Raw genomic sequence first — 17,072 nt, 5'->3', positions numbered from 1 at the left:
ACTCCAGGCAGGGGACGGCCATGGTGAGTCCATCGGGCAGCCGCGCCTACACCCGCTTCATCCCCAAGGAGGAGATCGAGGCCGGGGCGGTCACGCAGTGGAGCTTTGGCCACATCGGCAGTGGCAGCGAGCCGCCGCTGGCAGAGCCGCAGCCCGAGCCCGAGGAGGTGCCGGAAGACCTGGCGCCGCCCGCACCGCTGGAGCCGTTCGAACCCATGATCTCCCTGGCCGAGCACGAAGCCTTGCTGCAGCAAGTGAGTGCCCAGGCCCACGCCGAGGGCCACGCCCAGGGGCTGGCACAGGGCCAGCAGCAAACCGCGCAGGAATGGCAGCAACGCCTGGACGATTACGTCGCCGGCCCCGGGCAGCAAAGCGCCGAGCAGCTGACGGCGCTGCTCGCCGCGCTCGATGCCAGCTGCACCGAACTGCAGCAACGCATGGCGCGCGAGCTGCTGCAGCTCGCCTGCGACATTGCGCGCCAGGTGGTGCGCCGCGAATTGAAAGGCGATCCGCAGGCGCTGCTGCCCGTGGTGCGCGAGGCGCTGGACATGCTGGTGAGCGAAGGCCGCGCGGCCACCGTGCGCCTGCATCCGTCGGACTGGGAGCAGCTCGAGCGCCCGCTGCGTGAAAAGTTTGGCGCCGGCAAGGTGCAGTGGCAGCCCGATCCGGCAGTGGCGCCGGGCGACTGCCTGGTCGAATCGGCCGGCGCCGTGATCGACGGCAGCCTGCCCAAGCGCTGGCGCCGCGCCGTGGCCGCACTGGGCCTGGTGGGCGAATGGGAGGAGGGCGACGATGCCGATTGAACCCGGCCCGGCCTGGGGCGCCTTTTTGGCCAATGCCCGCCAGCGCGCCAACCAGCCGCTGGCGCTGCAGGCGCGCGGCACGCTCACGCGGCTGACGGGGCTGGTGCTCGAAGCCTCGGGCCTGCGCGTGCCGGTGGGCGCGCAATGCCAGGTGCAGATGCCGGGCCAGGAGCCGGTGCTGGCTGAGGTGGTGGGGTTCTCGGACGGGCGGGCGTTCTTGATGCCGGCGGGCGACATCCATGGGCTCTCCAGTGGCGCCAGCGTGACGCCGGCCCAGCCCTACGTGCTGGCGCCGCAGCTGGGCGATACCGAGGTGCCCTCGCTGGCCACGGGCGTGCTGCGCCTGCCGCTCGGGCGCGGTCTGCTCGGGCGCGTGGTCGATTCGCAGGGCCTGCCGCTCGATCATGCCGGGCCTATTCTGGACGTGCAGGCCGAGCCCATGGATCGCAGCCCCATCAACGCCATGGAGCGCGATCCGGTGCGCCAGACGCTCGATACCGGCGTGCGCGCCATCAACGCCCTGCTGACGGTTGGGCGCGGCCAGCGCCTGGGCCTGTTTGCCGGCTCCGGCGTGGGCAAGAGCGTGCTGCTGGGCATGATGGCACGCTACACGCAGGCGGATGTGATCGTCGTCGGCCTGATCGGCGAGCGCGGGCGCGAGGTCAAGGAGTTTGTGGAAGATATTTTGGGCGCCGAGGATCGCCAGCGCGCCGTGGTCGTCGCGGCGCCGGCCGATGCACCGCCGCTGTTGCGGATGCAGGGCGCAGCCTACGCTACGGCGGTGGCCGAATACTTTCGAGACCAGGGCCAGCACGTGCTGCTGCTCATGGATTCGCTCACCCGCTACGCCATGGCGCAGCGCGAAATTGCGCTGGCCATTGGCGAACCACCGGCCACCAAGGGTTACCCACCGTCGTGTTTTGCCAAGCTGCCGGGGCTGGTCGAGCGCAGTGGCAACGGCTTGCACGGGCATGGCTCCATCACGGCGTTCTACACCGTGCTTTCTGAGGGCGACGACCAGCAAGACCCGATTGCCGACGCGGCGCGCGCCATTCTTGACGGCCACATCGTGCTCTCGCGCAGCCTGGCGGAGATGGGACATTTTCCGGCCATCGACATCGAACAATCGGCTTCGCGCGTGATGCACAACGTTGTGTCGCCCGAGCATTTTGAGCTGGCGCGGCAGTTTCGCGCCCTGTATTCGCGCTACCAAAAAGGGCGCGACTTGGTGCAGGTGGGGGCCTATATGAGCGGCTCTGATCCGCAGCTTGACGAAGCCATCCGCCTGCAGCCGGCCATGGCCGCCTTCTTGCAGCAGGGGATGCGCGAGGGCGCCAGCCTCGACGAGAGCCTCAACGCCATGGCGGCGACGCTCGCTGGGTAATGGGAGGCTGTCATGTCCACCCTCAACGCCCTGCAAGTTGCCATTGAAGTGGCCCAGCGCCAGCGTGACGGCGCGCGCCAGGCGCTCCTGGATTTGCAGCGCATCGTGCAGGCGGGGCAAGCGCAACTCGACCAATTGCGCCAATACGCACAAGAAACCGAGCAGCGCTGGGGAATGCGCGCAGGCGCCGCCGTGCAGCCGGAGGTGATGCACCACCACTACCAGTTCATGGCCCGGCTCGAACACACCATGGGCTTGCAAGCCGACATCGTGCAGGCCCAGGGCCAGCGCGTGGCCCAGGCGCGCCAGGTGTTGATGCAGGCCGAGTTGCGGGTTCAAAGCCTGCAAAAAGTGCTGCAGCGCAAGCAGCAGGAGCAGGCTTTGGCGCAGCAACGCCGCGAGCAAAAGCAAACCGATGAGCGCGCCAGCCTGCGCCTGGTGTCGCCGTACAGCACAAGCCGCACAAGCCCCCTGGGGCAGGAGGTATGACCATGCAAGCCGAACGCAGCAACAGCACCCCGCCGCCGCCCGCCGCCCCCACCTCGGGCGCGGCGCGCAAGGGCAATGCCAAACCTACGGACGCCAATGCCAGTGCCAGTGCCAACGCCAGTGGGGCATCACAGGGGGCGCAGGACGTGTTTGCCAGCCTGCTGGCGGCGCTCGGTGATGGCGGCCAGGCTGTAGTGGGTCTGCAGTCGCAGGTGCAAGAGTTACCAGGGGCAGAGGGCACAGCGCCGGCGCTCGGTGGGGTGGAAGCTGCCCTGGCCTGGGTGGGGCTCGGTGGTGTTGCCAATACTTTGGTGGCACAAACTGCGCAGATGGATCTGGCCGCAGACCGTGCCGAAGGCGACGAGAAGGATGCGCTCGGACTGTTGGGTACCAAGGCCAAGGGCCCGCAGGCGCGCTGGGCCAGCGCCAGCGCTGCGTGGGACAGCCGTGGCGGTGCGCAGCCTGCGGATACCGCCACTTTGGGGCGGCAGGCGCCTGCCGCGTCTGCGCTCGCAGGTGTTGCTGGGGCGCAGCCGGCGCCCGCTTCTGCAGGGGCGCAGGCTGCAGATATGCAGAGCGTAGCGCGTGAGGGCGCAACGGTGGCTTTGCAGGCTGCAGCATCCGCACAGGAGCCCGCCAGTGGGCCGCTGCTGCAGGCCCTGCAGGCTGCGCTGCAGGCGCAACGCGGCTCCAGCGCGGCAGCGGCGGAGCCGGTGGCGCGCACTGCGCCCGAAGGGGCAGCGGGGGGCGCGCTGGCCGCTGATCTGACGCCTGGCGCCCCCGATGCCGCAGCGCCAGCGCCCGATGCCAGCGCCCTGGCGGGCGAGGACAGCATGGCTGAGCAGGTGGCGTTCTGGGTTAATCAAAACAGCCAAAGTGCCGAGATGACGCTCGACCGCGATGGCCAGCCGATGCAGGTGCGGGTGGCGTTGTCGGGTAACGAGGCGCATGTCACTTTCCGCAGCGACCAGGTGCAGACCCGCGAGGCGCTCGACGCCAGCATGTCGCAGCTGCGCGAGCTGCTGCAAAACCAGGGCCTGGTGTTGGCCGGGGTGACTGTGGGTGATGGCGCTGGCGCTGGTGCGGGTGGCGGCGCAGCGTCCCAGTCTGGCCAGCCAGGCGGCGAGGGTCGCGCCGGCGCGCGAGCGGGACGGGCCCAGGTGGCGCCGGCCCAGGCCGTGGCCGCTGGCACCCCCCGTACGCCTGTGGCCGGTGCGCGGGGCCTGGACGTTTTCGTGTGAGCCTGGCGAAGGGCGGTGAAGGCAGGGCTTTGGGGCTTTTATTCTGGCTATTATTGCCCGCCTCTCCTCCCATAATCGGCGGCATCCGGCCCCTGGCTGCCCGCATTACCGCAAGGAAATTCCACCGTGTCCGATAAACCTGCTGACGCCGCCAAGGACAAACCGGCTGGCAAGAAAAAACTGGTGCTCATTGGTGCCATCGTCGCTGTGCTGGTGGTGGTAGGTGCTGCTGCGGCATGGTTCATGCTCGGTGCCCAAGGGGGTGAAGGGGAAGAGGGTGCTCCGGCCCAACACAAGGCCGCAGCGCCCAAAGGCCCGCCGACGTTTTTGCCCATTGAAAACATGGTGGTGAATCTGGCAGACCCTGGGGGAGATCGGTTTGCGCAACTTGGTTTGACGCTGGAGTTGGCAGACGCGAAGACGGCTGAGCAGGTCAAGCAGTTCATGCCGACTATTCGCAGTGCGATTTTGGTGTTGGTGTCGCAACGCACTTCGGACGAGCTCCTGACCAAGGAAGGCAAGGAAAAGCTGGCGCAGGACATTTTGCGTGAGGTCTCCAAGCCCCTGGGCTACAAGGTGCCGAAGAAGCGCAAACCCAGCAAGGACGAGGAAGAAGACGAGGATGAGGAAGAAGCTCCGCGTCCCAGCGCCAATCCGGTGCGCGGTGTGTTGTTCTCGAGCTTTATCGTGCAGTGATGTGGCGCGCGAAAGGAGCAGGGCATGAGTGATGCTTTTCTGTCGCAAGAAGAAGTCGATGCCCTCTTGGAGGGCGTTACTGGCGAGAGCCAGAAGACTGTGGAGGAGCAGGTCGAGCAGGGCGCGGTGCGCAACTACGACATCTCCAGCCAGGAGCGCATCGTGCGCGGGCGGATGCCGACGATGGAAATCGTCAATGAACGCTTTGCGCGCAACTTCCGCATCGGCCTGTTCAACTTCATCCGCCGCAGCCCCGAGATTTCCGTCGGTACGGTGCAGGTGCAGCGCTACAGCGCTTTTTTGCGCGAATTGGCGGTGCCGACCAACTTCAACATCGTCGCCATTCGCCCGTTGCGCGGTAACGGCCTGGTGGTGTGTGAGCCGTCGCTGGTGTTCGGCATCATCGATACCCTCTATGGCGGCGTGGGCAAGTTCCAGACACGCATCGAGGGGCGCGACTTCTCGCCCACCGAGCAGCGCGTCATCAACCGCCTGGTGGACGTGATTGCCACCGAATACAAAAAAGCCTGGCAGGGTATTTATCCGCTGGAGCTGGCCTACCAGCGCTCGGAAATGCAGCCGCAGTTTGCCAACATTGCGACGCCCAGTGAAATTGTGGTGTCCACCGCTTTTCAGCTGGAAATTGGCGATTTGGCCGGGGCCATTCATGTGTGTATGCCCTATGCCACGCTCGAACCGATCCGCGATGTGCTTTATTCCTCGGTGCAGGGCGACGCCATCGAGGTCGATCGGCGCTGGGTCAAGCTTTTGACGCGGGAGATTCAGGCCGCCGAGGTCACCCTGGTGGCCGAGCTGGCGCGTGCTGACGCCACTGTCGAGCAGCTGCTGGCGATGAAGCCGGGCGATTTCATCGAGCTTGACCGCGAGCCGCGCATCCGGGCCTCCATTGGTGGGGTGCCGGTTTTTGAATGCCAGTACGGCACGCACAACGACAAATACGCCATCCGTATCGAACAATGCCTGCGCGGCGGCGAGACGAGCTGGCTGGGAGAAAAACATGGCAACTGAAGGTGAGAACAACAACGCCGAGGGCGGGGACGACCCGTTTGCCGGCTGGGCCGAGGCGCTGGAGGAGCAAAAAAGCACCGAAGGCAGTCAGCAGGCGCAGGCCGATATGGACGAGCAGGGCGGGCCGCTGTCGGGCAATACGGTGCGCCCCTCCGCAGCCGCCCAGGGCGGTGATGTGCCGGTCAGCGACATCAACATGGTGCTCGACATTCCGGTGCAGCTCTCGGTCGAGCTCGGGCGCACCAAGGTGCCGATCAAATACATCTTGCAGCTGGCGCAGGGCTCGGTGGTCGAGCTCGACGCCCTGGCGGGCGAGCCCATGGACGTGCTGGTCAACGGCTACCTGATTGCCCAGGGCGAGGTGGTGGTGGTGAACGACAAGTTCGGTATCCGCCTGACCGACGTGGTGACCCCGTCCGAGCGCCTGCGCCGGGTCAGCCGTGGCTGATGGCGCCATGAACCAAACGCTGGTGCTGGTGGTGTTGTTCATCGCCGGCATCGCCACGCTGCCTTGGCTGGTGCGCCGCCTGCAGCAGCGTCAGGGCGCCCAGGGTGCGGGCAACGCCAGCACGCGGGTGCTGGCGCAAGCCGCCGTCGGGCCGCAGCAGCGGGTGGTGACGGTGGAGGTGCAGCACGAGGGCCAGCGCGCCGTACTTGTGCTCGGGGTTTCGGCGCAGCAGCTGCAATGCCTGCATGTGCTGGGCAGCACGCCGGCCCTGCCTGCCGCTTCGTTTCGCACGGAAATGGCCGCTGCCCAGGCGAGTGCACCGCTGGCGGTGGCCGCAGCAGCTGCACCTGCACCGGAGCAAGCATGAAGCGCACGCATGGGCTGTGGTCGCGTGGCGCTGTTGCTGGCTTGCTGCTGGCTGCGGCCAGCTGGGCGGGGGCGCAGGGGGCGCCAGCGAGTCTGCCTTTGATGGTGGGCGCGGGGGCGGGGGGCAACAGTTATTCGGTGCCCATCCAGACGCTGCTGTTTTTTACCGCCCTGTCGTTTTTGCCAGCAGTGCTGTTGCTGATGACGGGTTTTACGCGCATCGTCATCGTGCTCTCGCTCCTGCGCCAGGCGCTGGGTACGCAGTCGGCACCGCCCAACCAGGTGGTCATTGGGTTGTCGCTGTTTCTGACTTTCTTCGTCATGGGGCCGACTTTCGACAAGGTGTACCAAGAGGCGTACAAGCCTTACACCACCAACGCCCTGAGTTTTGAGCAGGCGCTGGACAAGGCCCAGGCGCCCATGCGCGCCTTCATGCTCAAGCAGACGCGCGAGTCCGACTTTGCCCTGTTCGCGCGTCTGGCCAGGCTGGAGCCGGGCGTGGGCGCCGAGCAGGCGCCGTTTCGCGTCATCGTGCCGGCCTTTGTCACCAGTGAGCTGAAAACGGCGTTCCAGATCGGCTTCATGATCTTCATTCCGTTTCTGGTCATCGACATGGTGGTGGCCAGCATCCTCATGTCGCTGGGCATGATGATGCTTTCGCCGGTGCTGGTGGCGCTGCCGTTCAAGCTCATGCTGTTTGTGCTTGCCGATGGCTGGAATCTGCTGATCGGCTCGCTGGCGGCGAGCTTTGCCACCTAGGAGGGCAGCCATGAACGCGCAAATGGTGCTGACGATAGGCAACGAGGCCCTGACCATGCTGCTGATGGTGTCCATGCCCCTCTTGGGCACCATCATGGCCGTGGGCCTGCTGGTGAGCGTATTCCAGGCGGTGACGCAAATCCACGAGGCAACGCTGGCTTTCGTACCCAAGCTGGTGGCGGCGCTGGTGGTGTTTGCCGTTGCCGGGCCGTGGATGCTGGCGACGCTGGTGGATTACCTGCGGCGCATGATCGAATCCCTGCCCCTGGCCCTGGGCTGACGGGGGAGCGGCGGCAGTGATCAGCTTTACCGAGGGCCAGATCATGGCCTGGCTCTCGCCCCTGCTGTGGCCGTTTTTGCGCGTGCTGGCGCTGTTTTCGACGGCGCCGGTGTTCTCCATGCGCGCCATTCCGATGCGGGTCAAGGTCGGGTTGGCGTTTTTCATCGCCCTGTGCTCCCAGGCCATGCTCGGGCCGCAGCCGGTCATTGGCGTGAACGACCGCGAGGCCCTGGGCGCCGTGGCGCAGCAGGTGGCGGTGGGCATGGCGCTGGGGTTTTCCGTGCGTATCGTGTTTGCGGCGCTGGAGATGGCGGGTGAGGTCATCGGGCTGCAGATGGGGCTGAACTTTGCCTCCTTCTTCGATCCGGCCAGCGGTGGCCAGCTCAGCGCCGTCGGGCGCTTTTTTGGCAACATGGCCACGTTGCTGTTCATCGTCATCAACGGCCATCTGGTGGTGTTGCTGGCGGTGGTCAAGAGCTTTGAGTTTTTTCCAGTCGATGGCAATTTTTTTCAGGCACTGGCGCAGATGCGGCTGTTCGAGCTGGGCAGCGCGCTGTTCTCCAGCGCTTTCTGGCTGGCGCTGCCGCTGATGGCGCTGATGCTGTTCGTTAACCTGACGCTGGGCATCATCTCGCGCGTGGCGCCGCAGATGAACATCTACGCCGTCGGCTTTCCGGTGACGCTGACGGTGGGCATGGTGGGCATTGCGGCGCTCTTGCCGCAGCTGGAGCAGCCGCTGTTGACGCTGCTCTACCGGGCGCTCGATATTTTTCAAAAATGATAGCTGCTCGCGCTTATCTGATAAGCGCTAGAGCCATTTTTGTCCTTAAACCAGTTGGTTGCGGATGGCGTACACCGTGAGTTCGGCGTTGTTGCTGAGCTTGAGCTTTTCCAGTACCCGGGCGCGGTACACGCTCACGGTTTTGGGGCTGAGCATGAGCTCCTCGGCAATGTCGGACAGGCGCTTGCCGGAGGCGATTTTCACCAGGGTTTGCAGCTCGCGCTCGGACAGCGTCTCGTGCGGCAGCTCGGGCGCGGGCTCGGCCAGGCTGTCGGCCATCATCTGTGCGACTTCGGGCGTGAGGTACTTGCGCCCCTGTGCCAGGGTGTGCACGGCGGCAATCAGGGCGCCGGGGTCGCCGGCCTTGTTGGCGTAGCCATGGGCGCCAGCCTTGAGGCAACGCAGGGCGTATTGGTCCTCGGGGTACATCGACACCATCAGCACCCGGATGGCCGGGTGCGTCTCGCGCAGGCTGGCGAGTACCTCCAGGCCGCTGCGCCCGGGCATGTTGATGTCCAGCAGCAGCACGTCGCAGGCGACGTGGCGCAGCGCCTCGCGCAGCTCGGAGTAGCCGGCGGCCTCGGCGGTGACGCTGATGTCGGGGTCGTCAAGCAGGGTGTCGCGGATACCGCGCCGCAGCACGGCATGGTCATCGCACAGCACAACATGGATCACGCGGGGGGCCTTTGGGGTGGTTGCTCGGTAGGCTGCGATGGTAGCGGTATCGAGACGATGACCGATGTTCCCTGGCCCGGGCGGCTGCTGACGTCGAGCCAGCCGCCCACGGTGCGGGCGCGCTCGTGCAGCCCGCGCAGGCCAAAGGATTGCGGCTTGGCCCGGGCCTCGGGCGCCATGCCGCAGCCGTCGTCGCTCACTTCGAGGGTGAGCACCGCACCATCGTCCGAGAGGTCGATGCGCACCTGACGTGCGCTGGCGTATTTGCCGACGTTGGTCAGCGCCTCCTGCGCCGTGCGGTAGGCCACCAGCTCGATGTCGGCCGCCAGCGCCAGGGCGGCGGCGCGGCTGTGCAGGCGCACGGTGATGCCGGTGCGGCGCTCAAAATTTTCTGCCAACCACTGCACGGCGGCCACCAGCCCCTGGTCGAGCACGGGCGGGCGCAGATTCATCATGATGCGCTGGCTGGCGCCAATGGCGTGCTGCAGCATCTCGCTGGCCGCCTGGGCGTGGGCGCCGATGTCGGCGCTGCTTGCGTGCCGGCCAATCCAGGCCAGGTCAAATTTGACGGCAGTCAGGGCGCCGCCAATGTCGTCGTGGATCTCGCGTGCGATGGCGGCGCGCTCGGCCTCGATCGAGCGCTGCAGGTGCTCGGTCAATTCGGCCAGGCGGCGCTCGGACTGTGCCAGTTCTGCCACAGCTTGCTCGCGTGTGCGCCGCGCCTCGTGCACCTCGATGGCGCGCGCCAGCACATGTGGCAAGCGTGCCATGTCGTCTTTGAGCAGGTAGTCGCTAAAGCCTTGGCGCATGGCTTCCACAGCGGCGGCCTCGCCAATGGCGCCCGATAGCAGCACGCAAGGCGGGTGGCCCGGCTGCTGTGCCACATGGGCCCAGACATCCAGGGCCGTAAAGCCGGGCAGGCGGTAATCTGCCAGGATCAGGTCAAACGAGCATAGGTCGCACTGTTGCAGAGCCTGTAGGCTGTCGATATGCTCGATAGCAAAGGCGGTGGTGCTGCGCAACAAGGTGCGGCGGGCCAGCTGGTGGTCAGCCAGGGAGTCTTCAATGTGCAAAATGCGCAGGGGATGATCTGGTGTGGCCGGGCCCATAGGGCGCTATCATAGGATACAACTTGGAACACTCGATGGGCCGCCTGGCGGGCAGCCCGCCGAGAGCCACAATACCCCGCAGCGGGAGGAACCATGCAATCTTCGCCAACGACAACCACCGAGCCGGCCGTGCACCTGCCGGTCATGGTGGCTGCGGAGCTGCAGGATTCGTTGCTGGTCGTGATGCACGATCTGCAGCGGCTCGAAGGACTGCTGAGCCATGCCACCGATAATCTGATGGAACGCTTTGGTGAGGCCAATGGCCAGCTAAGTGATGCCGTGGTCGGCCATAACCCTGAACTTTTGGCCGCCCGTGCGGCGTTGCGCAGTGCGGTCACGGAGCTGCAGTTCCAGGACATGGCGTCGCAGCTGATCTGGCATACCACCAAGGTGCTGCAGGGCTGCGCCTTCCGGCTGGCATCTGAGGCCATGGGCCTCGATGAAGGCGAGGAAGAAGCGTCCTACGGCGACATCATGCCCGAGCGCCCCAACCCCGTGACCCAGAGTGAGATGGATGCCGGGTCGGTTGACCTGTTCTGAGCCTGCCCTTAACCCTATTTGAACAACAAGTCCTGTTGGAGTCTTACATGCTGTCGATTCTTGCTGTTGACGATTCGCCCTCCATGCGCAAGATGGTGAACTTCACCCTCACTGGCGCCGGTTATCGCGTGGTGGAGGCCGTGGACGGCCAGGATGCGCTGGAAAAAGCCGACACCCACGAAGTCGCCCTGGTGCTGGCTGACCAAAATATGCCGCGCCTCGATGGCATTGGGCTGACGCGCAAGCTGCGTGAACATCCACGCTACAAAACCACCCCCATCCTCATTCTGACCACCGAATCGAGCGACCAGATGAAGCAGGCCGGGCGCGCTGCCGGCGCCACGGGCTGGCTGGTCAAACCCTTTGACCCCAATCGTTTGATTGAGGTCATCCAGAAAGTCATTCGCTGAACTGGCGAGACACCGCACCCCCCGAATACAGCAGGAGCCCAGATGGCGGACAACTACAACGAAGGGGCTGGCGCAGGCGCTGATTTCGACCTGACCCAGTTCTACCAAATCTTCTTCGAAGAGGCGAGTGAAAACCTCGACCAGATGGAGCAGATGCTGCTCAATCTGGATTTGACGAACGCCAACGACGAAGAACTCAACGGCATCTTCCGCTGCGCCCACTCCATCAAGGGCGGGGCCGCCACCTTCGGCTTTGCCGATGTGGCCGAGCTCACGCACCAGATGGAATCGTTGCTTGACAAACTGCGTCGCCACGAACTGCAGCCCATTCCCGCAATGGTCGATGTGCTGCTCGATTCTGCCGATGCCTCGCGCAGCCTGCTGGCGCGACACCAGGCTGGCGGCCAAGGTGAAGCTCTGTCCACCGCTGATCTGGTGCAGCGCATCGCCGAGTTGGCTTCGGGCGAAGGCGCTGCACCCATCGCTGCACCTGCACCGGTGCCAGTGACTGCCCCTGTGCCAGCACCGGTTGCTGCGCCGGCGGCAGCGGCCACCACAGCGGGTGGCTCGCGTCTGCTGCACATCCAGATCGGCCCCGTCGAACGTCTGGAGCAAGCCGATGCCATCAAGGACTTGTTCCGCGACATTCCTGGTTTGGGCAGTATTGAAGACATTCCGGCCACAGCACCCCACACCCGTTTGTTTGCCGTGCGCACGCCATCGAGTAATGACGACCTGCTTGATTTGTTCGCGTTTCATGTGGGCAAAGAGCAGGTGCAAATCACTGCCGCTCCAGGAACTGAGGCGCCAGCACCCTCTGTAGCCACCGATGCCTCGCTGGATGCGGGCGATATGCCCTATGGCTTTTTCCCCGGCGCGCCCGGGGCGCCGGCCGAGCAGCAGGCGGTGGCAGCCGCCGCCGTGTCTGCGGGTATGGCCGTGGCCAAGCCTGCAGCTGCGCGGGGGGGGGATACCAAAGCGGCGCAGATGGAGTCCACCACCATCCGCGTGGCGGTGAACAAGGTCGATCAGCTCATCAACCTGGTGGGCGAGCTCGTCATCACCCAGGCCATGTTGGCGCAAAACAGCCAGGGGCTCGATCCCAGCGCATACCAGCAGCTGCTCGCCGGCCTGGCAGACCTCGATCGCAACACGCGTGATCTGCAGGAGTCGGTGATGTCGATCCGCATGATCCCGATGTCCACCGTCTTTAGCCGCTTTCCGCGCATGTTGCGTGACGTGGCCAATAAGCTCGGCAAAAAGGTCGAATTGGTCACCCAGGGGGAGGCCACGGAGTTGGACAAGGGGTTGGTGGAAAAAATCACCGATCCGCTGACCCACCTGGTGCGCAACAGCGTGGATCACGGTATTGAATCACCTGAAGGTCGTCTGGCGGCCGGCAAGTCCGAGCATGGAACTATCACGTTGTCGGCGGCGCACCAGGGGGGCTCCATCGTCATCGAGGTGCGTGATGACGGCAAAGGCTTGTCGCGCGAGAAAATTCTGCGCAAAGCGCGCGAGCGTGGCATGGATGTGTCTGACACCATGCCCGATAGCGAGGTCTGGCAGCTGATTTTTGCCCCCGGTTTTTCCACCGCCGATGTGGTGACCGATGTGTCGGGCCGTGGCGTTGGCATGGACGTGGTCAAGCGCAATATTGCCTCGCTCAATGGCTCGGTTGAAATTGATTCGGCAGAAGGCTATGGCACGCGTGTGGCCGTGCGCCTGCCGCTGACCCTGGCCATCATGGATGGCATGTCGGTGGGTGTGGGCAACGAGGTCTACATCCTGCCGCTGTCCTCGGTGGTCGAATCCTTCCAGGTGAACCCCGATGACGTCAGCACCGTAGCCCAGGGCTCGCAGCTGGTGAAGGTGCGCGATGAATACATGCCGGTGATCTCGCTGGAAAAAGTTTTCCAGGTGCCGCGCGAGGATCAAGACAAATCCAGCCACATCATGGTCGTGGTCGAGTCCGATGGCAGCCGCATTGCCCTGCTGGTCGATGAACTGCTGGGCCAGCACCAGGTGGTGGTGAAAAACCTCGAAACCAACTACCGCAAGGTGGCCAACGTTTCGGGGGCGACGATTTTGGGCGATGGCACCGTGGCCCTGATCCTGGACACCAGCACGCTGGTGCGCCGGGCGCGTTATTAATGCAGTGAGCAGCTGTGCGCCGGCTGCAAAGGGCCGGCGCAGCGACAAGGAGAATGACTATGACCGTGGTATCCCAGAGCGCAGAAGCGACCAAGACTGGCGCCCGTGAATACCTGACGTTCCGCCTCGATCAGGAGGAGTACGGCATCGACATCCTGAAGGTGCAGGAGATACGGGGCTACGAACCGCCCACGCGCATTGCCCATGCCCCTGCCTTCCTCAAGGGGGTGGTGAATCTGCGCGGCACCATTGTGCCGATCGTGGACATGCGCCTGAAATTCAATTGTTCCAAGGCTGAGTACAACAGCTTCACCGTGGTCATCATCCTGAATCTGCACAAGCGTGTGGTCGGTATCGTGGTCGATTCGGTGAGTGACGTGATGGAGCTGGCGAGCGATAACGTGCGCTCAGCGCCGGACATTGAAAGCGCCATCGACAGCAGCTGCATTTTTGGCCTGGGCTCGGTGAACGAGCGCATGTTGATCTTGCTGGACATTGAAAAACTCATGTCCAGCGTGGATATGGGCTTGATGTCCAGCGACGATTGACGCCACTCTCGGCTTGTTTGACAAGAAAGAATCTTGACCATGCGCCAGACTGCCGCTGCTCGTGACGATGATGATGATGCCGTCGCCGGGCCTCTCACCCAGGGGCGGGAGTTTGCCTGGACAACGGCAGATTTTTCCCGCGTGCAGGCGCTGATTTATCAGCGCGCCGGCATCAGCCTGCATGACGGCAAACATGCCATGGTTTACAGCCGCCTCTCGCGCCGCCTGCGGGAGACGGGGCACACCAGTTTCAATGAATACCTCAGTTGGCTGGAAAAGCACGATGGCCCTGAGTGGCAGGAGTTCGTCAACGCGCTCACCACTAATTTGACGGCCTTTTTCCGTGAGCAGCACCACTTCGAGATCTTGGCCTCGCATCTGCGCTCCAAGCCCAGCCAACCCTGGCGCGTGTGGTGTAACGCTGCATCCACCGGGGAAGAGCCGTATTCCATTGTCATCACGGCCCTGGAGTCTTTGGGGGCGAGCGCCAATTTCAAACTTACGGCCAGCGATATCGACTCGCGCGTGCTGGCCAAGGCCGCCGAAGGCGTGTACCGCCTCGATGCCGCCAAGGGCTTGAGCCAGGAGCGGCTGCAGCGCTTTTTCTTGCGCGGCAAAGGCGGCAACGACGGCATGATCCGGGCCAAGCCCGAGCTGCGCAAGGCGATCGATTTCATGAGCGTAAATTTGATCCGTGACGATTGGCCGTTTCGCGAGCCCTTTGATGTCGTGTTTTGCCGCAACGTCATGATTTATTTCGATGCACCGACGCAGCGCCGCGTACTTGAACGCATCCACCGTGTGCTCAAACCGGGCGGCATGTTGTTCGTCGGCCATGCGGAAAATTTCAGCGAATCGCGCGACCTTTTCACCTTGCGCGGTAAAACGGTGTACGAGCGCCGTTGACCCGGTTTTGACCCCCGCTTTGTCAGAAGGGCCCCATGACCACCATCCGCACCGGCTCCATGCCCCCTCCGCCCGCTGCCGCTGCCGCCTTGTTTTCCGGGGAACGACGGCGTGCCCCCCGTATTGCGCAACTCAGCGCAGACATCTATAACCAAAAACCGGCGGCTGCGCCGGATATTTCCCTGCAAGAGCTCAAGGCGTTGCCGCGCAAACCAGGCGAGGCCTCGTTTTTTTTCTTTGATCATCACTTCCAGTACAACGCCGTCAAGGTTTTGCCTGGCGAGTATTTCGTTGCGCGAGAAAACGTGGTCATCATGACCGTGCTCGGCTCGTGTATTGCCGCCTGCCTGTGGGACAGTCGGATGCGCGTTGGCGGTATGAACCACTTCATGCTGCCCGAGGGCGATGCCAACGACACGTCGGGGCGCTATGGCTCGTATGCCATGGAATTGCTGATCAACGAAATGCTCAAACTCGGAGCGCGCCGCGAGACTTTGCAGGCCAAAATTTTTGGTGGTGGGCAGGTCATGTCCAACTTCACCACGATGAATGTGGGTGAACGTAACACCAATTTTGTCGTTAACTATTTGCAAACAGAACGCATCCCCATCGTTTCCGAGGATGTGCTCGACATCTACCCGCGCAAGGTGGTTTTTTTCCCGGTGTCGGGTAAAGCCATGGTCAAGCGCTTGGCGCACGCCCATCCGGATGCTCTGGCACAAGAGACGTCGCGTGGCAGCGTGGCGACGGTGGTTCAGTCCACGGCGGGTGGCTCGGTCGATCTGTTCTGATGCTCAGAGGAATTTTGTGGGAATGAATCAAAAAATTCGGGTCGTTGTGGTGGATGACTCTGCGCTGGTGCGCAGCTTGCTGGCTGAAATCATCAACCGCCAGCGTGACATGGAGTGCATTGGTACGGCCAACGACCCGCTGGTGGCGCGCGAGATGATCCGGGAGCGCAATCCGGATGTCATCACCCTTGATGTGGAAATGCCGCGCATGGATGGCATTGATTTTCTCGGTCGCCTGATGCGCTTGCGTCCCATGCCCGTGGTCATGATTTCGACCTTGACCGAGCGTGGCGCTGAGGTGACGATGCGGGCCCTGGAGCTCGGCGCGATTGATTTCGTCGCCAAGCCGCGCGTGGGTTTGGCCAATGGCCTGAATGAATTGGCGACGCAAATTGTGGACAAGATCCGGGTCGCAGCCGTAGCCCAGGTGCGCCGGGCCGCGCCGGTGGCTGCTGCGGCTCCTGGCGCTGCTGCGCCTGCGCCCGTGCCGTCGGCGGGGCTGGTTGGGCGCTTGTCCACGGAGAAAATCATTGCTATCGGAGCCTCCACCGGCGGCACCGAGGCCATCCGTGAGGTGCTCATTCGTATGCCGCCAGATTCGCCGGCCATCGTCATCACCCAGCATATGCCGCCGGGCTTTACCACCAGTTTTGCCGCCCGCCTGAACAGCCTGTGCCAAATTTCGGTCAAGGAGGCCAGCCACGGCGAGCGTATTTTGCCGGGCCATGCCTACATTGCCCCGGGCGGAATGCAGTTTCACATTGCCCGCAGCGGGGCGAACTACGTGGCCGTGGTGGAAGATGCACCGCCGGTGAACCGCCACAAGCCCTCGGTGGAGGTGCTGTTCAAATCGGTAGCGGCGGTTGCTGGGCGCAACGCCTACGGCATCATGCTGACCGGCATGGGCGCTGACGGCGCGACGGCGATGCGTGAGATGAAAGACGCGGGCAGCTACAACTACGTGCAAGATGAGGCGAGTTGCATCGTCTTTGGGATGCCGCGCGAGGCCATTGCCCACGGCGCGGCTGACGAGGTGCTGCCCCTGACGCAAATCGCCGGCGCTCTGGTCACGCGCCTGCGCAGTGCCACCGATAGGCTGCACCACCGCATTTGAGGGCGGGCTTATTCGGAGAGCAGCGTCCAGCGTTCGAGCGCCGCCAGCAGCAAATCTTCGATCTCGGCGTCGCGCTGCAGCAAGGCAGCGGCGCGGATGCCGTCTTGTGCGTACAACTGGCCGTCGGCTAACTGCTCGCGGATCTCTTGCTGCTCGGTTTCGAGCGCGGCAATGTGGCCTGGCAACTGCTCCAACTCCCGCTGTTCTTTGTAGCTCAGCTTCTTTTTTGATAGCTGCTCGCGCTTGCTGGGTGCGGGTTTTGGCTCTGTTTTATTGGTATTTTCCGGTTTGTTGGATGTGGCCAGAGCGCGGCTGCGCTGGGCCTGGATGAGCCAATCTTGCACACCGCCCTCGTATTCGCGCCACAGGCCTTCGCCCTCCCAGGCGATGGTGCTGGTGACGACGTTGTCGAGAAAGCTGCGGTCGTGGCTGACCAGAAATACCGTGCCGTCGTAGTTTTGCAGCAGTTCTTCGAGCAATTCCAGGGTGTCAATGTCCAGGTCGTTGGTGGGTTCGTCGAGCACCAGCACATTGGCGGGGCGGGCAAAC

21 protein-coding genes (1 of these 21 running past the window's edge) are annotated in these 17,072 nt (G+C 64.0%); 18 read left to right on the top strand and 3 right to left on the bottom strand.

From position 1 onward, the window contains the following. The first annotated feature begins 20 nt into the window (after positions 1-20). The 11 genes from G7045_RS12845 (at position 21) to fliR (ending at position 8,276) form a co-directional block, all read left to right on the top strand. Positions 21-803 carry a flagellar assembly protein FliH gene (locus tag G7045_RS12845; RefSeq protein WP_166159984.1) on the top strand — a complete coding sequence of 261 codons (783 nt, stop codon included), beginning with the start codon at positions 21-23 and terminating at the stop codon, positions 801-803. Next, positions 793-2,187 carry a flagellar protein export ATPase FliI gene (gene fliI, locus G7045_RS12840; RefSeq protein ID WP_166159983.1) on the top strand — a complete coding sequence of 465 codons (1,395 nt, stop codon included), beginning with the start codon at positions 793-795 and terminating at the stop codon, positions 2,185-2,187. The genes G7045_RS12845 and fliI overlap by 11 nt, the downstream gene beginning before the upstream one ends. 12 nt (positions 2,188-2,199) lie before the next feature. Continuing rightward, positions 2,200-2,676, top strand: a complete 477-nt coding sequence (fliJ, locus tag G7045_RS12835; protein WP_166159982.1) for a flagellar export protein FliJ — start codon at positions 2,200-2,202, stop codon at positions 2,674-2,676. Between the two features lie 2 nt (positions 2,677-2,678). Then, the gene (locus G7045_RS14760; protein WP_240919225.1) at positions 2,679-3,917 is read left to right on the top strand and encodes a flagellar hook-length control protein FliK; all 1,239 of its coding nucleotides are present in this window, start codon (positions 2,679-2,681) and stop codon (positions 3,915-3,917) included. 126 nt (positions 3,918-4,043) lie between these two features. Continuing rightward, positions 4,044-4,613 (top strand): flagellar basal body-associated protein FliL, encoded by a 570-nt coding sequence (fliL, locus tag G7045_RS12825; protein ID WP_240919224.1) that lies wholly within the window; start codon positions 4,044-4,046, stop codon positions 4,611-4,613. A 24-nt stretch (positions 4,614-4,637) separates the two neighbouring features. Next, on the top strand, positions 4,638-5,642 hold the full coding sequence (gene fliM / locus G7045_RS12820; RefSeq protein WP_166159981.1) for a flagellar motor switch protein FliM: 1,005 nt from the start codon (positions 4,638-4,640) through the stop codon (positions 5,640-5,642). Next, a complete protein-coding gene (gene fliN / locus G7045_RS12815) occupies positions 5,632-6,090 on the top strand; it encodes a flagellar motor switch protein FliN (protein WP_166159980.1) in 459 nt (152 codons plus the stop codon). Before fliM ends, fliN begins: the two co-directional genes overlap by 11 nt. Positions 6,091-6,097: 7 nt before the next feature. Then, positions 6,098-6,457 carry a flagellar biosynthetic protein FliO gene (locus G7045_RS12810; protein WP_166159979.1) on the top strand — a complete coding sequence of 120 codons (360 nt, stop codon included), beginning with the start codon at positions 6,098-6,100 and terminating at the stop codon, positions 6,455-6,457. Continuing rightward, a complete protein-coding gene (gene fliP, locus G7045_RS12805) occupies positions 6,454-7,215 on the top strand; it encodes a flagellar type III secretion system pore protein FliP (protein WP_166159978.1) in 762 nt (253 codons plus the stop codon). Before G7045_RS12810 ends, fliP begins: the two co-directional genes overlap by 4 nt. Positions 7,216-7,225: 10 nt before the next feature. Then, positions 7,226-7,495 (top strand): flagellar biosynthesis protein FliQ, encoded by a 270-nt coding sequence (gene fliQ / locus G7045_RS12800; protein WP_166159977.1) that lies wholly within the window; start codon positions 7,226-7,228, stop codon positions 7,493-7,495. 16 nt (positions 7,496-7,511) lie between these two features. Further along, a complete protein-coding gene (gene fliR / locus G7045_RS12795; protein WP_166159976.1) occupies positions 7,512-8,276 on the top strand; it encodes a flagellar biosynthetic protein FliR in 765 nt (254 codons plus the stop codon). Between the two features lie 45 nt (positions 8,277-8,321). Here fliR and G7045_RS12790 read toward each other — a convergent pair whose 3' ends face one another. Continuing rightward, positions 8,322-8,951 (bottom strand): response regulator transcription factor, encoded by a 630-nt coding sequence (locus tag G7045_RS12790; RefSeq protein ID WP_166159975.1) that lies wholly within the window; start codon positions 8,949-8,951, stop codon positions 8,322-8,324. Continuing rightward, complete coding sequence (locus G7045_RS12785; protein ID WP_166159974.1) at positions 8,948-10,060, bottom strand: ATP-binding protein; 1,113 nt, start codon at positions 10,058-10,060, stop codon at positions 8,948-8,950. Before G7045_RS12785 ends, G7045_RS12790 begins: the two co-directional genes overlap by 4 nt. Before the next feature lie 93 nt (positions 10,061-10,153). Here G7045_RS12785 and G7045_RS12780 point away from each other — a divergent pair, with 93 nt between their 5' ends. The 7 genes from G7045_RS12780 to G7045_RS12750 are packed head-to-tail and all read left to right on the top strand — an operon-like array spanning position 10,154 to position 16,523. Further along, positions 10,154-10,600, top strand: a complete 447-nt coding sequence (locus G7045_RS12780; protein WP_166159973.1) for a hypothetical protein — start codon at positions 10,154-10,156, stop codon at positions 10,598-10,600. A gap of 47 nt (positions 10,601-10,647) precedes the next feature. Next, positions 10,648-11,010: a response regulator gene (locus G7045_RS12775; RefSeq protein WP_166159972.1), complete on the top strand. Its 363-nt coding sequence runs from the start codon at positions 10,648-10,650 to the stop codon at positions 11,008-11,010. A gap of 42 nt (positions 11,011-11,052) precedes the next feature. Continuing rightward, positions 11,053-13,164 carry a chemotaxis protein CheW gene (locus G7045_RS12770; RefSeq protein WP_166159971.1) on the top strand — a complete coding sequence of 704 codons (2,112 nt, stop codon included), beginning with the start codon at positions 11,053-11,055 and terminating at the stop codon, positions 13,162-13,164. A gap of 59 nt (positions 13,165-13,223) precedes the next feature. Next, on the top strand, positions 13,224-13,712 hold the full coding sequence (locus G7045_RS12765; RefSeq protein WP_166159970.1) for a chemotaxis protein CheW: 489 nt from the start codon (positions 13,224-13,226) through the stop codon (positions 13,710-13,712). A gap of 39 nt (positions 13,713-13,751) precedes the next feature. After that, on the top strand, positions 13,752-14,618 hold the full coding sequence (locus G7045_RS12760; RefSeq protein WP_166159969.1) for a CheR family methyltransferase: 867 nt from the start codon (positions 13,752-13,754) through the stop codon (positions 14,616-14,618). Between the two features lie 35 nt (positions 14,619-14,653). Further along, positions 14,654-15,409 carry a chemoreceptor glutamine deamidase CheD gene (gene cheD / locus G7045_RS12755; protein WP_166159968.1) on the top strand — a complete coding sequence of 252 codons (756 nt, stop codon included), beginning with the start codon at positions 14,654-14,656 and terminating at the stop codon, positions 15,407-15,409. A 22-nt stretch (positions 15,410-15,431) separates the two neighbouring features. Continuing rightward, complete coding sequence (locus G7045_RS12750) at positions 15,432-16,523, top strand: chemotaxis response regulator protein-glutamate methylesterase (RefSeq protein WP_166159967.1); 1,092 nt, start codon at positions 15,432-15,434, stop codon at positions 16,521-16,523. A gap of 8 nt (positions 16,524-16,531) precedes the next feature. On the opposite strand, the gene G7045_RS12745 is transcribed toward G7045_RS12750, so the two are convergent. Next, positions 16,532-17,072, bottom strand: partial view of an ATP-binding cassette domain-containing protein gene (locus G7045_RS12745; protein ID WP_166159966.1) — the 3' end only. The gene runs 1,340 nt beyond the window's last position; 541 of the gene's 1,881 nt are visible here — the last part of the coding sequence; its start codon lies off the right edge, out of view; the stop codon is at positions 16,532-16,534.

Origin of the sequence: Acidovorax sp. HDW3 (assembly GCF_011303755.1) — a bacterium.
Taxonomy (GTDB): domain Bacteria; phylum Pseudomonadota; class Gammaproteobacteria; order Burkholderiales; family Burkholderiaceae_C; genus Paenacidovorax.
This window is presented reverse-complemented; position numbering and strand designations above follow the sequence as displayed.